This is a genomic window from Bacillus sp. 103mf, assembly GCF_900116295.1.
In the GTDB taxonomy this organism is placed as follows: domain Bacteria; phylum Bacillota; class Bacilli; order Bacillales; family Bacillaceae_G; genus Bacillus_A; species Bacillus_A bruguierae.
In genome coordinates this window covers 74238-95170 of the sequence record NZ_FPAF01000011.1, presented here as the reverse complement: position 1 = coordinate 95170, position 20933 = coordinate 74238, and the positions used below count along the sequence as shown (strand labels likewise).

The following is a 20933-nucleotide window of genomic DNA, read 5'->3' as shown; positions in this document are numbered from 1 at the left end:
TGGGGATAATTGGTTTATTCGCATTTATTATCTCAGGTAATTTTTTAGTGAAAAAAGTATGGAGTTCAAATTATGATGATGCGCAGTATGTTGCATCATTTGTAGAAGAAAATAAAGAGCAAAAAAACAGCGCATTGTTAGTAAAACGAAATGATAAATTGGTTTATTCTGTAAATCCTAATGTTGTATTACCTGTAGCGAGTACAATGAAGCTTATTGTAGCATTAGAATTTACAAAACAAGTAGGAGAAGGAAAAATTGATCCAAATCAGCTTGTATCATTGGAAGAAGTTAATCGTTATTATATTCCAAATACAGATGGCGGTGCTCATGAAAGATGGCAAAAAGTTTTAATGAAAAAAGGACTCATAGAAGAAAATGCAGTTACATTAGAAGAAATCGCAAAAGGAATGATGAAATTTAGCTCAAATGCAAATACAGAGTATTTAATGGAGCGTCTTGGTATCGACAATATTAATGCAAACATAAATAAACTGGCATTACCGTCACATCAGCCATTATTTCCGATCGTTGCGTCTTTGTATATTCCGGGATATTTACACAAGGAATTACATGTTCCAAAACAGCAACTAGAACATAAGTTGAAAAACATGTCGCAAGAAGAATATCGTAAATGCGCGATATTAATGCATGAGCGTTTAAAGAAAAAAGGTTCGCAGTTGCAAAATGAAATTCCGCTTTTCTTAGGAGAAAAATATGAAAAAATATGGTCTGAAAGGTTTCCGGCCGCTTCTGCGAATGATTATATGATTTTATTAGAGAAAGCAAATCATAAGAGGGATCTTACAAAAGAAGAAGAGAAAGAATGGGCACAACTTGTAGAATCAGATATGCAAGGGAAAAAGTATCGCCAAGTTTTTCGACATGCCGGTCAAAAAAATGGCTATACACCATGGTCTTTATCTAAAGCTGTATATGCAACAGACAAACAGGGGAACTGCACAGAAATTGTCTTTTTGGCAAATGGTGTAAATGAAGACGACAGTGCTGAATTACGTAAACATTTACTTAATTTGCATTTTCAAATGTTACAAAGTGATAAATATAAAGCAACTATTATTAAGTAAAACCGATGTGTATGCATCGGTTTTTTTCTTTGGATAAACACATTATTTTAAGTAGTTGGGTATGATGATTAATAATCAATAGACGAGGGGAGCTATTTGAAATGCAGGAGGGGAACAAGGAGTTTTTGCAACGGGAAGGAGTAAGCTTTCCTGGTAAGACATATGCAGATTGTATATTACAGCACATATTCTATTTTCAGAGAAATTATTTATTGGAGGATATGTTTCGTATTCATCATGCACATGTCATTATGTTGGAAGAAGAAGGTTTGTTAAAAAAACAAGATGCTAAGATGATTGTAACGGCAGTAGAAAAAGTAAAAACTATCCCATTAGACAAGCTTGTATATAGTAAAGAGTATGAAGATCTCTTCTTTTTAGTTGAGCATCTGATTCAAAAAGAAGCAAACAGTGATAGTATTAGCAATATGCATATTGGTCGAAGTCGAAATGATATGGGGGTGGCGATGTATCGGATGAGCTTACGACGTTATTTATTACGATACATCGAACATTTTATGTTACTACAAGAGGGTATTCTAGAGCAGGCTGAAGAGCATATGGAAACGATTATGCCAGCATATACGCATACACAGCCAGCTCAGCCAACAACGTTTGGACATTATTTGCTTGCCATTTATGATATGATGGGGCGTGATATGAAGCGGTTATGGAGGGCGTATCGTGCTGTAAATCAATCTCCTTTAGGAGCGGCAGCACTTGCTACAACAAGTTTTTCAATTAATCGAAAGCGCGTTGCGGATCTTCTTGGCTTTTCAAAAGTAATTGAAAATTCATATGACGCGATTGCAAGCACTGATTATTTATTAGAAACAAGCAGCACACTTATGATAATGATGACAAATACAAGTAGATGGCTTCAAGACTTTTTATTATTAGCTACGAAAGAATATAGTGGCATTACAGTTGCAGATCCTTATGTGCAAATTAGCAGTATTATGCCACAAAAACGAAATCCAGTATCCATTGAACATGCAAGATCTCTTGCGAGTAGCATTTGGGGAGAAGCATTTACGGTTTTTCAAATGATTCATAATACTCCATTTGGAGATATAGTTGATACAGAAGATGATTTACAGCCTCATTTATATGAAGGGTTTGAGAAAGCAATTCGAGTTGTTCGTATAATGAATGCGGTGGTACGTTCAATGAAAATTGAAAAGGAAATTTTGCAAAGTCGTGCAAATAGGTATGCAATTACGATAACTGAATTAGCTGATTCATTAACTCGGAAGTATGATGTTCCATTTCGCCGTGCCCACCACGTAGCTAGCTATATAGCAAAATTTTCAGAAGAACAGAAAAAAGATTTACATGAACTAAACCTTGCCGATATTAATGTGTATTTACAAAATGAACTACAGGTTGTACTAGCAGAAGAAGAGTGGAAAGAAATGATTTCCCCTTATTCTTTTGTTGCAAGGAGAAACGTATACGGAGGACCGAGCCGAGAGCAAATGCAACGGATGATTAGAGAAAGAAAAGACAATGTTGCAGGGCAGGAACAAATGTTAAGGGATGTAAAGAAGCAGCTTAGTGAAGCTGAAACACAAGTCAATACAATTGTTACAACTATTATAAACTCATAAAATGAAGAAGGTTTTCCCTTTTAAATCGCCAATATATCACTATATATTTAGGAAAGAAGAGATTATAGTGATACGACTCCATTATTTTTAGAATCTAAGCAATAGAAAACTCGCTAGTAATGAGTTTTCTATTGCTCATCGATACGTATAATGCCACCTTGATCGAAATGATTTGTTTCTAATAATTCAATAACAGCTTTTGCTACATAATCTGGTGAAAGTAAATGATCATTTTCTTTCAAAGTTAAGAAACGTTCAACCTGAATAAAATCTTCTTTTGGTGTTTGTCTAATTTCTGCCTGCATGTTTGTATCTACTACACCTGGTGCAAAAGAAATAACTTTTACTGGGTATTCTTTGTCAGTTTCCTCTAGCGCAATACATTTCGTGAACATATTTATACCAGCTTTCGTTGTGCAGTATGCTCCCCAGCCGAAGTACGGTTTTTGTCCAGCGCCAGAAGAAATGTTAATAATACGTTTATCTATGTTCCAGCCTTTCGTATGTTTCATAAACGCTGAAGAAAGTAACATAGGTGCTACTAAATTCACATGAACATTTGCAATTAATTGCTCACTTTCTGACCGCTCAAGTGGTTTCATGGGTGCTAACATACCAGCATTATTAATAAGGTGAATAGAAGAAACGTTTGTTACATCAATATTTGAAAAAATCTTTTCCATGAATGATTCAATTTGATGAATCTCCTGTAGATCAAACGAATAAAAATCAAACGGAATAGTAAGGTATTTTGCTTTTTCAATGAGTTGTTCATTTGGTTTACGTGATATAGAAATGAGTTTCGTCTCTTGTTCTAATAATTGCGTGGCAATTGCCTCACCTAAACCGCGAGAAGTTCCTGTTACTATTACATAACGCATATGATTATCTCTCCTTTTCCTATACATGTATTAGTATAAGGCATTCTTTTGTTTAAGCGAAACGAAACTGAACGAAATAATTGCCCCTACATATAATAAAGTAATGCATTGTTTTGAGGGGGAGTAGACATGTACTATGTAAATCCTAACTCGTATAATCAATTATATCGAGTATATGAAGGAACTTATAAACAAGTATCACAAGCGATTTTAGAAGCCATTAAAGGTGAAGCTGCTGCAATTAATTTTTATAGTCGGCTTGTAAAAGAAGCGCCAAATGCGAAACATAAAAAAGATATTGCACATGCATTAGAAGACGAAAAAGTACATTTACAGCAATTTATACAATTGTTTACAACATTAACGGGGAAACAGCCGACGTATCAAGTGATGCAAACGCAATATTCTTCTTATAAAGAAGGATTAGAACGTGCGTATGAAGATGAACTAGAAGCGTATGAAGACTATCGGAATGCGTATTTACTAACGCAAAACTTAGCAGTTCGAGATGTTTTTTTTCGAGCGATGACAGATGAAATAGAGCATGCCATACGCTTTGGTTTTTTACGATCTTCTTTATCTTAAAACTAGACGATGTTGTCTAGTTTTTTTATCTCTACTATTCGAGGGCAGTAAAACCCCTATATTAAGATTGAGAGAGAAGAGAGAACCCGCTGATGGAAGTTTTACTTTATCAATGAATGAAGTTGCTGAAAGAGGCAGAAATAGACAAAAAATAATATTATGAGGAGATGTTATAAAAATGAGAAATCGAGGCGCAGCAATTATTGTAAAAGAAGGAAAACTAGCTCTTATAAAACGGATTCGGGATAAAGAGGTTTACTATGTTTTTCCAGGCGGTGGAATTGAGGAAGGAGAAACTTCAGAAGAAGCAACAGTTAGAGAAGTATATGAAGAACTTGGGATACATATACATATTAAGCGGCTTGCAAAGAAGGTGAACTACAATGGGACACAATACTTTTATGAAGCGACAATTGCAGGTGGTACGTTTGGTAGTGGAAAAGGTGAGGAATATATACAAAATGATAGGGAGCGTGGTGAATATATTCCGATATGGGTACCGATAAAGGATGTACTAAATATAAATATTAAACCGTTAGAAGTGGGGGAATATGTATATTGTTTGTTTGAAAATATGTAATTTGTGTGAATGTAATAAAAAAGATTGACAGTACCCTCTGATTTCAGTATTGTATTCAAGTATGTGTTTAAATCAGGAGGGTATTATGGAAAAGCAAACTACACATCATGTGAAAATGACAACAGCAGATCCGTCTGCACTAGGCTTATTTGGACTTGCAATGGTTACACTTGTTGCGTCCTCACAAAAACTTGGCTTAACAAGTGGTGTTTCATTTGTATTGCCATGGGCGATCTTTTTAGGAGGTTTTGCTCAATTATTTGCTTGCATTAACGATGCAAAGCACAATAATACATTCGGTACAACAGCGTTTGGTGGATTTGCATTATTTTGGTTTGGTGTTGGTACTTCATGGCTAATTCAACTTGGCGTATTTGGTGAGAAATTAGCAGCAACTGTGGATCCAAAACAACTTGGAGTAGCATTTGTTGGTTACTTAATTTTTAGCTTGTTTATGACAATTGGCGCAATGGAAACACATAAAGTATTATTTACGATTTTTGTACTTATTGATTTCTTATTTATAGGCCTTTCATTTAGTACTTTAGGTGTTATGCCACATGCAATGCATAAATTAGCAGCAATTTCTGAACTGCTTATTTCACTGCTTTCATTCTACGGATCAGCAGCAGCCGTATTAAACATACATTTCGGAAAAGTTGTATTACCGGTTGGTAAGCCATTCGGTATCTTCAAAAAATAAAAAATAACAGCATAAATGAAACAGAAAAGAGCAGTTAAGTATCTGTAGGATACTTAACTGCTCTTTGTTTCATGAGAAGCAACTGCAGATGTTCCGATAACTTCTGCAATTTTCGAAGCTTCTGCTGGGTGACCGTCAATTGTAACATCCACTTTTTGATTTTTATTAGTAGTTACAACCCAACAGTTTGGAAGATAACGAGATTTATGAGATAAAGTAGAAGGGATATTTAATATATCTCCTAAGGCATACATAGTTGCAGAAGAACCGCCATCCATAGCCATCGCATTTTCAGCACCCCTGTCATATAAAAGGTCCTGACAATCTTTTAAAGAAGCGCCAATACTGTGAGGTTGTCTACCATCTACGATAAGGAACATAATTGAGCCATCTGTTTTTTGAGCCATAATGCTTCGCGGGCCATATCCCCAGCCACCGTCATTCGTAAGCATTTTTTCACCATTTACGATAAGTTGGGGCATAAAACCAGCTGCAGAAACAACATTTTTATTCAGCAATTGTTGTGCAGAGTAGTCGCCTGTTATCATTTGTCCGTATTTTGTTAAACCGGTGATAATAGCTGGCGTATTATCATTTTCAGGTGTATGAATAATTTGTCCATTTTCGATCACAATGCCTAGACCAACTTTACCGCCACCATGTCCTGTTTCATCTGAAAACCCACTTGCATTTACCGCAGCAAGTGCATGATTCCGCTTTGCCATTACGTAAATTTTTTCACCAACATCACTACCTTGTGTACCTTGCTGTGTTACAAGTTTTACATTAAAAGGATTACTAATTGTCATGAGTTTGCCTTCAAAATAATGATCCTCATATTTTTTTTGAACGGTTTCAATTTTTACATGGAGCGGCATATGTTTTTTTGCTTCTAATTGTTGTTTTGTAAATTTTTGAAGCCCATCGGATTGGCTGTTTTTCCATTTTGGATTATTAATTGAATTTGAAATATCATTCAACTCTTGTTGTGATAAAAAAGTGAATTTTGCTAAATCACGGTGTTGTGAAGTTAGGATACTTTCCGCAGCAATTACACGTAATTTATGTCCATACGGCGTACCAAACAAAACACCAGCACCAATTACAATGAAAATAAGCAATAAAATGGAAAATATTTTTATTGCATTTTTTAGATACTTTTTCATTCTGAAAACTCCTCTTAAATAATTCAGCTTTTAGTTTTTGTGGTGCAATCACTGCTTATTTAAATAGCGTAGATTCCTTTACAATATGATGATATAAACAATTTGACAAGAGAAAAATATGAAAGTGTATCGTTAAATCACAATGAAAACGGTCAGATTAATAATGACGGAAGAAATAAGTGAATCTCATTTAGAAAGACATAGACAAAATAGAGGGAAATAAAAAAAACAGAGTTTGTGATTCGTTCACGTCATGAATTATATGAAGTAATGGGTGTTAAGGTACCCTTGACATAAATTTTAAAAATAAAAATTTGCATTTATGTTAATAAAGGTGTATAGTGAAGTTAAACCATTTTACTTTTAATACCATAGAGATTTAAATAAGCTGTAACTTCAGAGGGGATAGCAATGTTAAATCTTCTCCAGGTTACAGTTTTTTTATATCTGATGATTATTTGTAAAGTGGTTGAAAATGGACATGTACATTAAGGTACATATTTTAGGAGGATTTTTTCATGCAAAACGGTAAAGTAAAATGGTTTAACGCTGACAAAGGTTTCGGTTTCATCGAAGTTGAAGGTGGAGAAGACGTATTCGTTCACTTCTCAGCTATCCAAGGCGACGGCTTCAAAACTTTAGAAGAAGGTCAAGAAGTTACTTTCGAAGTTGAACAAGGTAACCGTGGACCACAAGCTACTAACGTAGTAAAAAAATAATTGAAGTGAAAGAGAAGGGACTCCCTTCTCTTTTTTAATACTCTAAATATGAGTGGGTGTTAATACATATTGGAAATAAGGGATATACTGTTAAGAAGAGATAAGGAAGAGGTATGGGGTATGTATGAACCAAAGTATTATATTGTATTCGATATTGAACGAAATTTTAGACCGTATCAATCGGATGCTCCAACGGAAATTGTTGATATCGGAGCTATCAAGATTGAAGTAAGTACAATGAGCATCATCGAGGTCTTTTCTTCATTAGTGAAACCAATGGCATCCCTATCTCGTCATACAACAAAGCTAACAGGAATTACAAAACAAGATGTAAAAGGTGCAGAAAAATTTCCGAAAGTAATTGAGCAATTTCGTAAGTTTCTTGGAGAGGATTATATGCTTGTAACGTGGGGGAAAGAGGATTATGGATTTTTAACAGAAGATTGTGCACGATATAATGTGAAATGTCCTAATCTTGAGAAAGAAAGAAGATTTGATTTACAGAGATTTGTATTTCATGCATATAAAGAATTATTTGTAAATCCACCCAGTTTGAAACTTGCAGTAGCACAATTGGCTTTAGAATGGGAAGGGAAACAACATCGCGCTTTCGACGATGCCAAGAACACGGCAAATATTTTTCTCACAGCAGCTAAGCAAAAGGACATTCGTAAACGGTATAAGAGAAATGTGGAGCTCATTCTTGTGAAAAATGGCGCTTTGACTGATAAGGGTAGAAAGAAAATGAAGAGATGGGTGTTTAAAGAGGTAAAGAGAAGTGGACATTGCCGCTTGACATGGAATACATTCATGAAGAGTAAGACATGGGAGAATGTATTAGAACAATATCATTTTGATAATCCAACCTTACTTCTGTTGCAAAATTATTTTAATACTGCTTTAAAGAAACCTAAACAGCAACTTCAAATATTGGCAGCGATGAATAACCAAAAGTAATCCTCCATTAGAATGCGCTCCTTTTTGACCCTAAAAATAACCAGGAAATGATCAACTGTAAAATGCTCATCCATGCTATTAATAGTAAGGAATCCCCGTTTATCCCGCTATTCTCCCGCCTCAAGATGCAGAGAGAAACGTTGTCTAGTTCCAGTGGCTAGAATGTTCGGTGGCTTCGCTGCTTCCTACGAGGTAAAAAACACCTCTACGTCAGAAGCTCCATCCCCCTCACATTCTGAGCGAGCCGCTTCCACATTTCTAAAGAAGATAGGTGGAGAATCACTGATGGAAGTTTCATTTTATTGAACTCAGTAATTGAATAACCACCGAAAATGGTTCAGTAAATAAGTAAATGGAATGAAAACGAAGAAATCTTCCTATGAATATTTCAATACTAGAAAGAATAATTTTCTTCACTTAACGTTTGATAAAATAGTATTAATTTGTTTAATCATAAGCATGTATATATACAAGTGAAAAACGACATAAAACCCCTTTCTTTTTGGGGAGATGAGAGTATCTGGTCGTGCATAGAAGCGGTCAGGGCCTTTTTCTACCACATGCAGTGCGCCGCCTGTTAAAACAAAGAAATCCCACCACTCATCAACCACTACTCCTTTTTCAAATTGAATCAATTTATAAAAATATATATTAATTTAGGGTACATATGAGAGTGATGAATCATAGAATATGAGATAAAGCGATTACAAAATTACGAAATCCCGATTAAGGAGAAATGAAATGAAATCATACTTCAATAAAAGAAGAGTAAGTAGAAGAGATATAGAAAAATATAAGCTCATTGGGAGTGGGAAGGATGGGGAAGTATATCAATTAAGCCATGATAAATGTGTGAAAATATTTTTTCTGGAAGAAACTCAAAAAAAAGAGTTGAAAGCTCTTGTAATTGGACAATCATCGTCGATTATTCCACGACTTTATGAATATGGGGAAAATTATATTGTTATGGAGTATATACATGGAATTTCACTTGCACGTCACTTGAAAAGAGAACAAAAAATTACAGAAGAATTAACTGGGAAAATATTAACAATGTTAAGTGAATTCAAAAATTTAGGATTTACCAGATGGGACACGGAAGTGAGACACGTTTTAATAAATGAACAAGGTCAGCTAAAAGTCATTGACCATAAGAGAGCTTTTACTTCGAATAGTAAAGTACCTGGTAAGTTATTAAAGGGGTTTCAAAAATTTGGATTGGAAAAGGAATTTTTAAAAGATGTGAAGAAAATACAGCCTTCTGTTTACAATACATGGACGAAGCATCAATAAAAACGAAGTGTCTGGGACTTGATATTTTAATATTAAAACAAAACTATTCCTGTGTTTTTAATTACTTCGTTTCCGAAATTTGTGGACGATACCTGCTTGTATGTGCCTAATTAGCAAGTAACTTTCATCTGTGATAAAAAGTTTTCTTTGTCACAGAGGGGGAAATACACATATAAATATATAGCTGAACTATTGGTTATTAATAATAAATAAAAACCAGTTTTCCGCTAATGACAGTTTCTTTTTGCAGCATCAATCATAAATTAGGTAGTACAAGGAGTGAAAATACTAATGAAAGAGTGTATTTTAGTCATTGGCGCACATCCCGACGATGAATTATTAGGATTAGGCGGGACTTTAAAAAGGTTAGTAGAAGAAGGGCATCAGGTAATTTCAATCATTACTGCTCTAGGAAGAAAAGAGGAAGCTCATCACATACAGCAGCTAGGCCGGTGTGCAAATAAGGCGATTGGTATTGAAGAAGTGATATTCCTCCAACATGCTAATTTAGAGTTGGAATTAATTCCATTGCACAAATTAACGAAAGAAATAGAACAATTAATAAAAATCTATAAACCAAGCAAAATCTTCACTCATCATTATGGAGATCTCAATATCGATCACCATATTACTTTTCAAGCGGTTTTGACTGCGACTCGCCCTCTACCAAACCAACAACCAATAGAATTGATTACATTTGAAACCGTTTCCTCTAGTGAGTGGAATATCCACACGAATGATAAATCTTTCAAGCCTAATTACTTTGTTAACATTACCAATCAAATGGATTCGAAGATTGCGGCGCTTAAACATTATGATGTAGAAATGAGAGATTTTCCTCATCCTCGTTCATACGAAGGAATTCAATATTTAGGAAGAGTAAGGGGAATGACGATTGGCGTACCATATGCCGAAGCGTTCGAAGTGATAAGGAGGATCTGGCAATGAAAAAGAGATTTGAGTTCCCATATCCCTATGTAATCAAAACAATGGATAAATATTTTGGAATTCAATCATTCTCATTACAAAAAAAGAAGAGTACAGTGCAAGAACGTTATACAGAGAAAAAGGTGTCTAAAAAGAAGAATCTTTCAATATTAATTGCTACATTTTGGGACTATCCTCATACTGGGGGATTATCTAATTATATTACGGCACTTAGTGAAGGATTAAGAAAACAGGGACATCACGTCGACATTATCTCTCCTAATCAATTTTCTAAAAGCCGAGTGGAAAAGATGCGTGAAGTAGTTGTTCCGCAATTAAAAAATTTTTTTAAAACGCGTTATGGAAGTTATAATAACACAATTGTCAAAAATCACAGAAATATGTATATATACGAAAGAATGCTACTTGAAAATATTAACTTTAAAAAATATGATATCTTTCATGCGCAAGATTTATTTACAGCTAATATATTAGGAAGAATTAACGAACGTTATGGAAAAAAAATGCTCTTTACACCTCATGGAATGTATACTTTTAATCGGTTAAAGTTTGGCATATTTAAAAAGGGTTCGCTGGAAGAATTCTATCATACGGCATTAGAAAGAAAGGCCATTGAATTTGCTGATCATCTTATTATTCTCAGTGATTCATTTCGCCGTCCATTAATACAGTTGGAGGCAAAACAAAAGAATATGACAACTGTGTTGACGGGTATTGATTATCCTGATAAGTATCGTACAGAAAATACATCATCAGCACATAAAAAAATTGTTATTACATGCGTGGCTAGATTAGGTCCAAGAAAAGGCCATAATATATTGCTTGATGCTCTGTCACAAATGGAAAGGAAATATACAGATAATGTAAAGTTGCTCGTTGTCGGAGATGGTGAGATGAGACATACGTTAGAAGAGCAAGTTAATAATTTGAATCTTTCCATGGTAGAGTTTTTAGGAGAAAGAGATGACGTTCCAGACATTTTAAGTAAAACTGATATTTTTGTACTACCAACTTTAAACGATAGCCTACCTATTTCTATTATTGAAGCCATGCATAGCGGAATTTGTGTCATATCGACGCCATCGGGAGGTATACCTGAACTTGTTAATCACTCTAAGACAGGTATCCTTGTTGAAGCAGGAGATGCAAATAAACTGGCGCGGGCATTGAAATATGTCATTGGAAATCAACAGGCTAGGGAGCAGTTAGGTAAAAATGCAAGAAAGTTCGCTAAGAAGTATTTAACTAGAGAGACAATGATAGCAAATATCGAACAAATCTACAAAAAGTGTTTAGATGAGGAAGGATTCTATGAATCATGAACATGCAGCAGTTGTGCTGGATTTAAGTGCTAATGGAATTGGAATTATTAGAAGTTTGGCGAGAAAAGGAATCAGTGTTTACGCATTTGACGTAGAGAAACCTTATAAAATAGGAAAGTCACGCCTTGCTTCATGTGGAGTATGCCCAAGTCCTTTATCTGAAGAAAAAGAATTATTAACTTTTCTAATCAACCTAGCTAAAGAATTTAAATTGAAACCTGTTTTGTATACAGGTGCCGATGATTATGTAGTATTTATTTCAAAATATCGAATGGAGCTGTCTGACTACTATTTATTTTTGTTTCCTGAACATTCGTTGATTGAGGAAACATTAAATAAACATAAAATGTATGAACTGGCAACTAAGCATAATATTCCGTGTCCGAAAACGTATGAGATTGAGACGGAAGAACAATTGGAAGAAGCGATATTAAGCTTTGATTTTCCGTGTATATTAAAGCCGGTTCTGGGTCATGAGTTTCGAAAAAAGATAAACCAAAAGGCAATTCTTATACAAAATCCAGACCAACTTAGAGATGAGTATAAATCGTATCAACAGCACGGAAAGCTTATTCTTCAAGAAATTATTCCTGGTGACAATCAATGTTTTTATAAAGTTGCTACATTTTATGACGATAACATGGAGCTACTAGCATTATTTTCTTTACAAAAGAATCATCAATTCCCAGCTGAATTTGGAACAGGAGCTCATATCGTTAGTAAAGAAGTTCCAGAATTAGTAGATATATGTTTACCCTTTTTTAAAAATATTAATCTTAAAGGTATTGCTATGGCAGAATTTAAAAAGGACCCTCGTGATGGCGTTTATAAGTTTATTGAAATAAACCCTCGTTTTTGGTTAACTCACAGTCTGACAGGACCTGCCGGCATCGATTTTGTTTACATGTATTATTTATATTTAACGAAGCAAAATCCAGCGCCAAGACTTAAACAAATAGACGGTATCAAATGGATCTATCTTGTGCGGTATTATTTAACATTCCGCTATAAGAAAAAAAGAGCTGAAATGACGTTGAAAGATTTTTATGAAGGGTTGCGCGGTAAAAAGGAATATGCTTTGTTTGCATGGGATGATCCAATGCCGTTCATCAGAAGCACATGGTCTCATTTGAAAAACGCCTGGAAACGAAAGCGAAAGGAATGAACACATTGTACGAGGCAAAAATATTATCCCGTCATTTTGAAAAGTTAAAAATTGCAGAAAAACTCTCTTATTCAATGGATAAGAGAGTTGCAATTGATCCTGATAAAATAGAGTGTTTAAAATCAACAAGAAGAAGTAGCATTTACAAAATATTTATTCAATCAAAAGCTGATTACTATCCTATTGTTTTAAAAATATATAATTCAGCAGATTACAAAAATGAAATAGAGATTAATATGTACGGTAGAGCATATCCTATATTGAAAGAATTTCTTCCTGAAATATATCATATTGAACAAACTGGAAATGAGACATGGATATTTATGGAGTTTGTACGTCAAATACGCGGTCAGATTACCTTCTCCCCGAAACATTTTGATTACATTATTCCTGCTGTTGCTAAACTTCACGCACACACATTTGAAGACAATATTAAAAAGCATAAAGATGTTTGGAAATATTGGCTCCCTATTTATGAATCGAGCCGCATGAGGAGTGATCGAACTAAAAACATTGAAAAGACGATTGATTTTCTCGATGATGGAATGAAAGACGACCAGTTAAGGGGAATTATTAAACCTTATTATAAATCGCTAGTAAAATTATATAATAAGGGACCAGATTTTTTTCCGGAACTATTTAAAAATGGTTCATCGATAACGCATGGCGATCTTCATTTACAAAATATTTGCAGCAATAATGTAACGCTACATGCACCATGGAATATCCAGTTTATCGATTGGGAGTCAACTAAATATGCACCTGTCTGGTTTGATATGGTTGTTCTAGTTGAAATATTATTAGGTTTCAGAAAAGATTGGCAGAACAATGCAGAAGAAATTCGTACACATTGTGTGGAAGTCTATGCAAAAGAAATGCAGAAGAATGGCATAAACTTTAAAACAAAGCCAATTAATCTTTATAAAATGGCCTATTTGCAGAGAACATTAGAAAAGGGATTGCATACCCAATTGCGAAGAATATTTGATAACCGCGGTGGTGAATTATTGCCATATCATCTTGAAAAAATTTCTACTTGGGGAAGCGAATTAGGTTTATAGTATATACAACTTTCATCATTAGCTGAGTTAGGAGGAGATGCTTCTGAATACAACAAAGGAAGAGCGAAATGAATGTAATTCCCCTTTCCATACGAGTCTACTAAAAATCATGGATGAATACTATCAAATAGATCATAAAAAGGATTATATAATCGAACCGTTTCAGACGTTTGGAATCAAACAAGGTAGTATACTAAGTAACACAAATAAATTAAAAATTCTTTATGTAACATTTTTGAAATATCCTAATACAGGGGGATTATCAAACTATATTACTTCTTTAAAAACAGGCTTTGAAAAGTATGGTCATGACGTAGATGTCATCTCTCCTACTCAAATGACGGCAGTTCATTTAGAGCAAGACATTCCGAAGGCTGCACAATGCGCAAGAGATTTTATGTTACAACGATATGGTATAGTGAATGAAAAAATTATAAAAAACACGAGTTTTTTGAATGTGTTTAAGTCTTTCTTAAGAGAAAGAAGCCTAGAGAAATATGATGTGTTTCATGCACAAGATTTATTCTCTGTCTTTTTATTAGGACAACTAAACTTAGCATATAAGAAACCACTTTTTTTTACACCGCATGGGCATTTCACAAAGAGCCGAGTGAAATTTGATAAAATAAAAAAAGGATCAATTGAAGAGGCGTATTTCAGTGAAATTGAAAAACAGGGAATAAGAGCGGCTGATCAAATCATAACGATCAGCAATTCCTTTCATCCTCCTTTAAAAGATTACGGGGCAAAGACAGAACAATTGATTACTGTTCATACAGGTATACATTTTCAGCAAGATTTTATGTCTAAACAGGAGTGTAATAATAATCTTGTAATTTCCTGTATTTCCCGCCTTTCTCCTAGAAAAGGTCATGATATTTTTCTAAAAGCACTCTCGCAAATTCAACAAGATTTATCTAATGTAGAGGTATGGATTGTTGGTGATGGTGTCATGAGAGAAAAGTTAGAAAATCAAGTCATACAGCTTGGTCTTGATAATATTAAATTTTTTGGCAGAAGAACAGATATCCCAGAAATTCTTTCGTCTTCTGCAATCTATGTTTTACCTACCATTAACGATAACTTTCCAATTTCAGTTATTGAAGCTATGTTTTCTCGTCAAGCTATTATTACAACAAACTGCGGCGGTATACCAGAAATGATTCAAAACGGAAAAACAGGGATCATTTGTGAACCAGGCAATGTGCAACAGCTTTCCGATGCTCTTAAGTTGCTTTTAACGAATAAGGATTTGCGTGAACAATTAGGAAGAGAAGCTCAGGTCTATTCACGACAACACTTAACTCAAGATGTAATGGTTTCAAAGATAGAAAGAATCTATTATTCTTTTATGAGCAATATTTAGAATCTGTATATATAAATCCATTTTAATTTTTGACATATAAGTTGCTGTTATGCAGAATACAACATAACCTTTTAACCGCGCATGTGGCAGAGAAAGGCCCTGACGGCTTCTATGCACGGCCAGATGCTCTCGTCCTCTCCTAAACAGAAAGGGGCTTTTATGTCGTTTTTTAATTTGTATATATAGAGGATTCATTTATAGGAGGAATAATGACTCAGTTTATAAAAGAGGGATTTCTCAAAAGTCGGGTTCACCGACTTTTGAGAAATGACCAATATATTTAATATATCCTTTTAAAAAAGGAATCCAAAACAGGATCGAATCTTCTTTAAGATGAGTAAAAAGAAAAAGGAAACCTTTATATAGATTTAAGAACATAGATTTTGGTCACAAAAACGTTTTAAATCATGTTTATGGTATCTATATATCTTCTTTTAAACCATGCCCATACTGTTGTTTCTTCTCAATACGCTCAATCACATCCTGCAGCTCATCCGGCTTCAAAAACTCAATCGGAGAGAAGCCTTTCTCAAACGTAAGTGTATCCGCTTCAATCATTAGTACATATTTATCATTAACCTTCGCAATATGAATTTGGTCTCCAAAATCCGCAAGCAACGCTTTCACAGAAATATGGTCGGCCTTTAGTTTTAATTCTATCTCAGGGGTATGCTCCACAATTTGTGCGGTAGCTTCCATTACTTCTTCTGTTGTGAAATGCTCCATAATTTCACGCTTTGGACTCGCAGCCCATACTTCCATCGCTTGGTCGAATTGTTCCCGTTCTTCTGTACCTTCTTCAAACACGTCTTCAATTTGGTCGTATACCATATCCATAACTTGTGTTTTCATAATTTCAGGCATAGAACGCTCGTACTCAACGAATTTTAAGAAGTCCTCGAAGTAGCGGGCGTGTGATGCTTGATGGATTTTTAGCTCGCCTACTTCCACGATGCCTTCTTCTGGCATGTATGGATATTGAATCGACTTCATGTTTTTCGTTGTGATTGCCATTTCCACATTTCGAATTAGCGTTGTTTCATCAGAAATAGAAGCAACTTTTGGTTCGAAGTCACATTTCATTACAAAGACGAATGGATCGTCAAAGTATTTGCGAAGCTTTGCTTGGACAACGAGAAATACACCGCCGCGTACAGCACTTGTATCAATATATGTATAGACGAGTGGTTCATTTGTATCTTTAAATGTTTCTTTCGTTTCTGCAAAACGAATACGGTTAAATAGGTTGTAGTTCGGGTTTGAATCAAATTCATGTCCAACTTCAACAATGAAGCGGCCAATTTTTGTTGGGACTTGTTCACTTTTTGGGTGACGATCTACTTTTCGTTTCGAAATTTTTAATAATTCACCATCTAGAAAATCTTTTAATGGACTGTCTTCGTATTCTTCTGCATCTAATGTTTGAAAATGTTTATAACGTTTGTCTGCTTGTTCACCTTGTCCGTCTACTTGTACAACGTAAAAGGAAAGAAAATTTATTTCAAAATCCATGATTATCACCTTGTTTCATTTCGTTAACTCTTTTCAGTATAGAGATGGAGAAAACATTCGTCAATTTAATAAAGTGAAACTATAATCAGTGGGGGGTTCTTCATCCCCCACTGATTATTAACCCTCCCAATCGGGCGCATGCCAGCAGTTTATCACCCACTTAACTTCTTAAGAAAAGCGGAAGTGGCTGGTTCAGAATGTGAGGGGGATGGAGCTTCTGACGTAGAGGGGGTTTTTACCTCATAGGAAGAAGCGAAGCCACCGAACATTCTAGCCACTGGAGCTGGACAATGCTTTCGCTGAATTTTGAGGTGGGAGTATTACTGCCCACGAATAGCGGGATAAAGTAAAACTTCCGTCAATGAAGCCTCCATATGTGTAATTGTGAATGATTGACAGGGCGAACACATATGTATAGAATATCTCGTTTTTTTAGAATCATTATTCATTACATTTTTACGTAATATTGGTATAATAAAATATCGGTTGTATAAAAATTGTCTCATTGTATACTTTGGTATATAATGGATGGAAAAGGTTGGTTAAATTTTTAGCAGAGTTAAGAAATTTTTAAGGAAATATATGTAGACTTTTATGAAAGAAAAGAGTAATTTAAAATATGGAGAAATATTCTATATATATCCACTTTAATTTTTTAACATCTTTGTCTAGCTATGCCTCCTAGGCCCCGCATGTCTAAGAACCTTCCATACAAGAAGGTAAAAAACACCTTCTGTGTGAAAGCACCCTTAGTCAACGGTCCTAAACAGTCGGCTCCGCTTTTCTTTGTAAGTCGCTACTATGCAGAATACAACATGACCGCTACTTGCTTGCTCCTTTTTTAAAAAACCTTGCATGTGGCAGGAAAGGGCCTTGATCGCTTCTATGCATGGCCAGATGCTCTCGCCCGCCTAAAAAGAAAGAGGGCTTTTATGCCGATTTTTTAATTTGTATTTATAGAGTAATACATAAAATTTATATTAAGAAGTAATGTAATTATACATACATAGAATTGTTTGAAATGGAAAAAAAGATAGAGAATAGAAGGAGAGAGTAAATTGTTGCGTAAGTTTCAAAGTTTAGTATTAGGTACATTATGCTTAAGTGTAGTTAGCGGATGCAGTGGGAAAGTCAGCGAAGTTGCGTTAGTAAGCGGGGCGGGGGATCATGCTGTAGAAGCAAAAGCAGAGGTAAATAAAAGTATAAGTTTAGTAGATGGTAGAACTGGAAAAGAAGTGAAAAATATAGACTTAGCAAGTTTAGGTTATTTCGAAGATGAAAAGACATTTAAAAAAGAGGTTGCTAAGGTTGTTAGCGAGATTGCAAAGAGTGTAGATACAAAGATGGTTCCTTCTCGTATGAAGAGTGATGGTACATGGGTAGAAGGAAAGCCTTCTTACGAATTAATGGAAAAAGAGTTAATAGACAAGTTGATGAATGCCGGAATGTGGGATTCTTCTTATCAGTTGCCAATTGTAGAGAAGAAGCCTGTAGCAACAGCAGAAGCTGGAAGAGGCAATGGAACAGTAATAGGGAGATTTGAAACAAATTTAGGAGGTTCTACTGGTGGTAGAATAGAAAATATCCGTTTGTCTTCAAACACTGTCAATGGGGTTGTATTAGGCAAGGGAGATAGATTTTCCTTTAATTCTTTAGTTGGAGATACTACACCTGATAAAGGTTATCAGTTAGGGAAAGAGATAGTAGATGGTAAATTAGTTGATGGATACGGCGGAGGTGTATGCCAAACTTCTTCGACATTGTTTAACGCTGCAGATCAAGCTGGATTAAAAATGGTAGAGAGATCAACCCACTCTAAAGAAGTAGGTTATGTGCCTAAAGGCAGAGATGCGACGATTGCATATCCGTATTTAGATTTAGTATTCGAGAATGCAAGCGATAACCCAGTGAAGCTTGTCATGTTCATAGATGGTCAGAAATTAATCGCAGAGGTACATGCTGTATAGGTTATTTTACTCTTTTTAGGAAACTTGTTAAAAGAAGTGAATGGAAATAAATAGCTGAATTATGATGAATACAAAAAAGGTGCTTCTTGTGTAAGCACCTTTTTGTTCTTTTAAGTTTTAATAAAATATTATGTCTATGTATTATGAATGATAGATTTTGAAATATTCTCTTTTTCTACGAAATTATTGAGAAAATCTTTCATTTGTTAGGTTTGTATAAAATAGAAAGGTAAAATATTATCTCCTATAGAATTATTCGTACGTTCGAAATAATTTTAAAATTGGGGGAGTGATAGTTTTGTTGAAAAAAGTTGTCGCGGTTGCAACTGCAATTCCTTTGGTTTTTGGTATTATGTCCACTGCTTCGGCAGTAGAGGAAACACAAGTAAAGGTACAGGCGGTTTCGCCTCAAGTACAGGCAACCGAATATTTAAAAACGAATGCTGCGCAGTATGCTTTGAAGTCGGATTTGTCAGACTTGCAATATGTTTCTACGACAGATACACAGGTGGCATCTTATGTTAGATTTCAACAAACAGTAAATGGAGCTCCTGTATTTTCTAGACAAGTAACGGTTACGCTGAATAAAGAAGGACAAGGTGGACTAGCAGTTTCAGATTACCTTCCTGTACAGAGTGTCAAACAAATTAAGCAAAAGCTGAGTGAAAAGGAAGCAGAAGGTAAATCGACTCAGTATATTGAAGCAGAAGATACAAGTTTATGGGCTCCGACTACGCGTGAGTTCGGATATATAATCGAAGAAGGTATCGCAATTCCAGTGTATCGGGTTGTCATCCATTCTCAAAAGCCACTTGGTGCTTGGGAAACATTTATTGATGCGGAAAATGGAAAATTACTTAAGAAAAAAGATTTAAACCGAAAAGCAGAAGGACAAGGGAAAGTGTTTCTACCAAACCCTGTAGTAACAAGTGGAGGTTTAGCTGGATTAGCAGATAATAATGATGTAGACTCAACTGCTTTAAATAATCAATTGAAAACAGTTACTTTAAAAGGGCTGAATGGATCAGGATATTTGGCTGGTGAGTATGTAACAATTTCATCAAAAGTGAAAACATATTCCGCATCTCTTCAATATAATTACACACGTTCAAATGATAGATTTGAAGATGTTATGGCATATTATCACATCGATACTTTGCAACGATATATACAGCAACTTGGGCTTAATAATATTAACAACCGTTCTATTAAAGCAAATGTAAATACATCTACAGCAGATAATTCTTTTTATTCTCCGTCGACTCAGGCACTGACATTCGGTTCTGGCGGAGTTGATGATGCAGAAGATGCAGGGGTGATTGCTCATGAATATGGTCATTCTATTCAAGATAATCAAGTTCCTGGATTTGGGAATTCTTCGGAAGGCGGAGCAATGGGAGAAGGCTTTGGAGATTTCTTAGGAGCTACTTATGAAGATGCTGTATCAGATACAGGTTATGGAAAAGCGTGTATTGGAGAATGGGATTCGACTTCTTATTCCAATACGAATCCAACTTGCCTTCGTAGATTAGATAACAACAAAGTGTACCCGAAAGATATTGTAAATGAAGTTCATGATGACGGCGAAATATGGTCGCAAGGTGAGTATGATATGGCGCAGGCTTTTGGACGGGATATTGCGACAAAAATTATTTTACAATCGCATTGGTCTCTTACTCCTAATGCTACGTTCCGTGACGGTGCGAGAGCAATTAAGCAAGCGGATGCCCTTCTTTATGGAGGAGCGCACGGTGCAGAAATTGATCGTATTTGGGAAGCGCGAGGCATTAGTACAAACTAGAAAGATAATAGTGAGAAAATACAAAATGTAAAGGGAATTGAGCTGAAAATCTAGAAGGTAAGAGGATATCGACATCTGTTGATATCCTTTTATATATGTTTGAATTAGAAAAATATCGGGTAAATTTATTGACAATAAACATAAATGTAACTAAAATAGTTACATCTGGTTTGTTATTCTATATTCTTGTGAAGTGATGCAGGTGAAAA

At 35.1% G+C, this 20933-nt stretch carries 19 protein-coding genes; 15 read left to right on the top strand and 4 right to left on the bottom strand.

What is annotated here, in order from left to right:
• Nucleotides 1-8: 8 nt before the first annotated feature.
• Together BM350_RS19825 and argH are read left to right on the top strand one after the other, a co-directional pair.
• Complete coding sequence (locus BM350_RS19825) at nt 9-1088, top strand: serine hydrolase (protein ID WP_170857745.1); 1080 nt, start codon at nt 9-11, stop codon at nt 1086-1088.
• Between the two features lie 101 nt (nt 1089-1189).
• Nucleotides 1190-2698, top strand: coding sequence for an argininosuccinate lyase (argH, locus tag BM350_RS19820; protein ID WP_090913520.1), 1509 nt, complete (start codon nt 1190-1192; stop codon nt 2696-2698).
• A gap of 128 nt (nt 2699-2826) precedes the next feature.
• On the opposite strand, the gene BM350_RS19815 is transcribed toward argH, so the two are convergent.
• Nucleotides 2827-3579, bottom strand: coding sequence for a (S)-benzoin forming benzil reductase (locus tag BM350_RS19815; RefSeq protein ID WP_090913522.1), 753 nt, complete (start codon nt 3577-3579; stop codon nt 2827-2829).
• Between the two features lie 129 nt (nt 3580-3708).
• On the opposite strand from BM350_RS19815, the gene BM350_RS19810 reads away from it, so the two are divergent.
• The 3 genes from BM350_RS19810 to BM350_RS19800 all read left to right on the top strand — a co-directional run bounded on the left by BM350_RS19810 (nt 3709) and on the right by BM350_RS19800 (nt 5447).
• The gene (locus BM350_RS19810) at nt 3709-4164 is read left to right on the top strand and encodes a ferritin family protein (protein WP_090913524.1); all 456 of its coding nucleotides are present in this window, start codon (nt 3709-3711) and stop codon (nt 4162-4164) included.
• Between the two features lie 178 nt (nt 4165-4342).
• On the top strand, nt 4343-4744 hold the full coding sequence (locus BM350_RS19805; protein ID WP_090913526.1) for an NUDIX hydrolase: 402 nt from the start codon (nt 4343-4345) through the stop codon (nt 4742-4744).
• Between the two features lie 82 nt (nt 4745-4826).
• Entirely contained in the window at nt 4827-5447 is a 621-nt protein-coding gene (locus BM350_RS19800) for an acetate uptake transporter (protein WP_090913709.1), read from the top strand.
• Nucleotides 5448-5500: 53 nt separating this feature from the next.
• On the opposite strand, the gene BM350_RS19795 is transcribed toward BM350_RS19800, so the two are convergent.
• Nucleotides 5501-6613 carry a phosphodiester glycosidase family protein gene (locus BM350_RS19795; protein ID WP_090913528.1) on the bottom strand — a complete coding sequence of 371 codons (1113 nt, stop codon included), beginning with the start codon at nt 6611-6613 and terminating at the stop codon, nt 5501-5503.
• 518 nt (nt 6614-7131) lie between these two features.
• On the opposite strand from BM350_RS19795, the gene cspD reads away from it, so the two are divergent.
• Together cspD and BM350_RS19785 are read left to right on the top strand one after the other, a co-directional pair.
• Nucleotides 7132-7332 carry a cold-shock protein CspD gene (cspD, locus tag BM350_RS19790; RefSeq protein WP_020062101.1) on the top strand — a complete coding sequence of 67 codons (201 nt, stop codon included), beginning with the start codon at nt 7132-7134 and terminating at the stop codon, nt 7330-7332.
• A 120-nt stretch (nt 7333-7452) separates the two neighbouring features.
• Nucleotides 7453-8289, top strand: coding sequence for an exonuclease (locus BM350_RS19785; protein ID WP_090913529.1), 837 nt, complete (start codon nt 7453-7455; stop codon nt 8287-8289).
• Between the two features lie 413 nt (nt 8290-8702).
• On the opposite strand, the gene BM350_RS27060 is transcribed toward BM350_RS19785, so the two are convergent.
• Nucleotides 8703-8900 (bottom strand): hypothetical protein, encoded by a 198-nt coding sequence (locus tag BM350_RS27060; RefSeq protein WP_090913535.1) that lies wholly within the window; start codon nt 8898-8900, stop codon nt 8703-8705.
• Nucleotides 8901-9030: 130 nt separating this feature from the next.
• On the opposite strand from BM350_RS27060, the gene BM350_RS19765 reads away from it, so the two are divergent.
• The 6 genes from BM350_RS19765 to BM350_RS19740 all read left to right on the top strand — a co-directional run bounded on the left by BM350_RS19765 (nt 9031) and on the right by BM350_RS19740 (nt 15444).
• A complete protein-coding gene (locus BM350_RS19765) occupies nt 9031-9582 on the top strand; it encodes a serine/threonine-protein kinase (protein WP_090913536.1) in 552 nt (183 codons plus the stop codon).
• A 291-nt stretch (nt 9583-9873) separates the two neighbouring features.
• Nucleotides 9874-10530, top strand: coding sequence for a PIG-L deacetylase family protein (locus BM350_RS19760; protein ID WP_090913538.1), 657 nt, complete (start codon nt 9874-9876; stop codon nt 10528-10530).
• Nucleotides 10527-11852: a glycosyltransferase family 4 protein gene (locus BM350_RS19755; protein WP_090913540.1), complete on the top strand. Its 1326-nt coding sequence runs from the start codon at nt 10527-10529 to the stop codon at nt 11850-11852. The genes BM350_RS19760 and BM350_RS19755 overlap by 4 nt, the downstream gene beginning before the upstream one ends.
• A complete protein-coding gene (locus tag BM350_RS19750; protein ID WP_090913542.1) occupies nt 11842-13017 on the top strand; it encodes a carboxylate--amine ligase in 1176 nt (391 codons plus the stop codon). The genes BM350_RS19755 and BM350_RS19750 overlap by 11 nt, the downstream gene beginning before the upstream one ends.
• 5 nt (nt 13018-13022) lie before the next feature.
• A complete protein-coding gene (locus BM350_RS19745) occupies nt 13023-14078 on the top strand; it encodes a phosphotransferase (RefSeq protein WP_170857742.1) in 1056 nt (351 codons plus the stop codon).
• A 37-nt stretch (nt 14079-14115) separates the two neighbouring features.
• Nucleotides 14116-15444 (top strand): glycosyltransferase family 4 protein, encoded by a 1329-nt coding sequence (locus tag BM350_RS19740; RefSeq protein WP_090913546.1) that lies wholly within the window; start codon nt 14116-14118, stop codon nt 15442-15444.
• A gap of 420 nt (nt 15445-15864) precedes the next feature.
• On the opposite strand, the gene BM350_RS19735 is transcribed toward BM350_RS19740, so the two are convergent.
• Entirely contained in the window at nt 15865-16956 is a 1092-nt protein-coding gene (locus tag BM350_RS19735; protein WP_090913548.1) for a DUF3900 domain-containing protein, read from the bottom strand.
• 1058 nt (nt 16957-18014) lie between these two features.
• Between BM350_RS19735 and BM350_RS19730 the strand changes: the two genes are divergently transcribed.
• The gene (locus BM350_RS19730) at nt 18015-18923 is read left to right on the top strand and encodes a VanW family protein (protein ID WP_090913550.1); all 909 of its coding nucleotides are present in this window, start codon (nt 18015-18017) and stop codon (nt 18921-18923) included.
• 352 nt (nt 18924-19275) lie between these two features.
• Nucleotides 19276-20724, top strand: coding sequence for a M36 family metallopeptidase (locus BM350_RS19725; RefSeq protein ID WP_090913711.1), 1449 nt, complete (start codon nt 19276-19278; stop codon nt 20722-20724).
• The last annotated feature ends 209 nt before the right edge of the window (nt 20725-20933 follow it).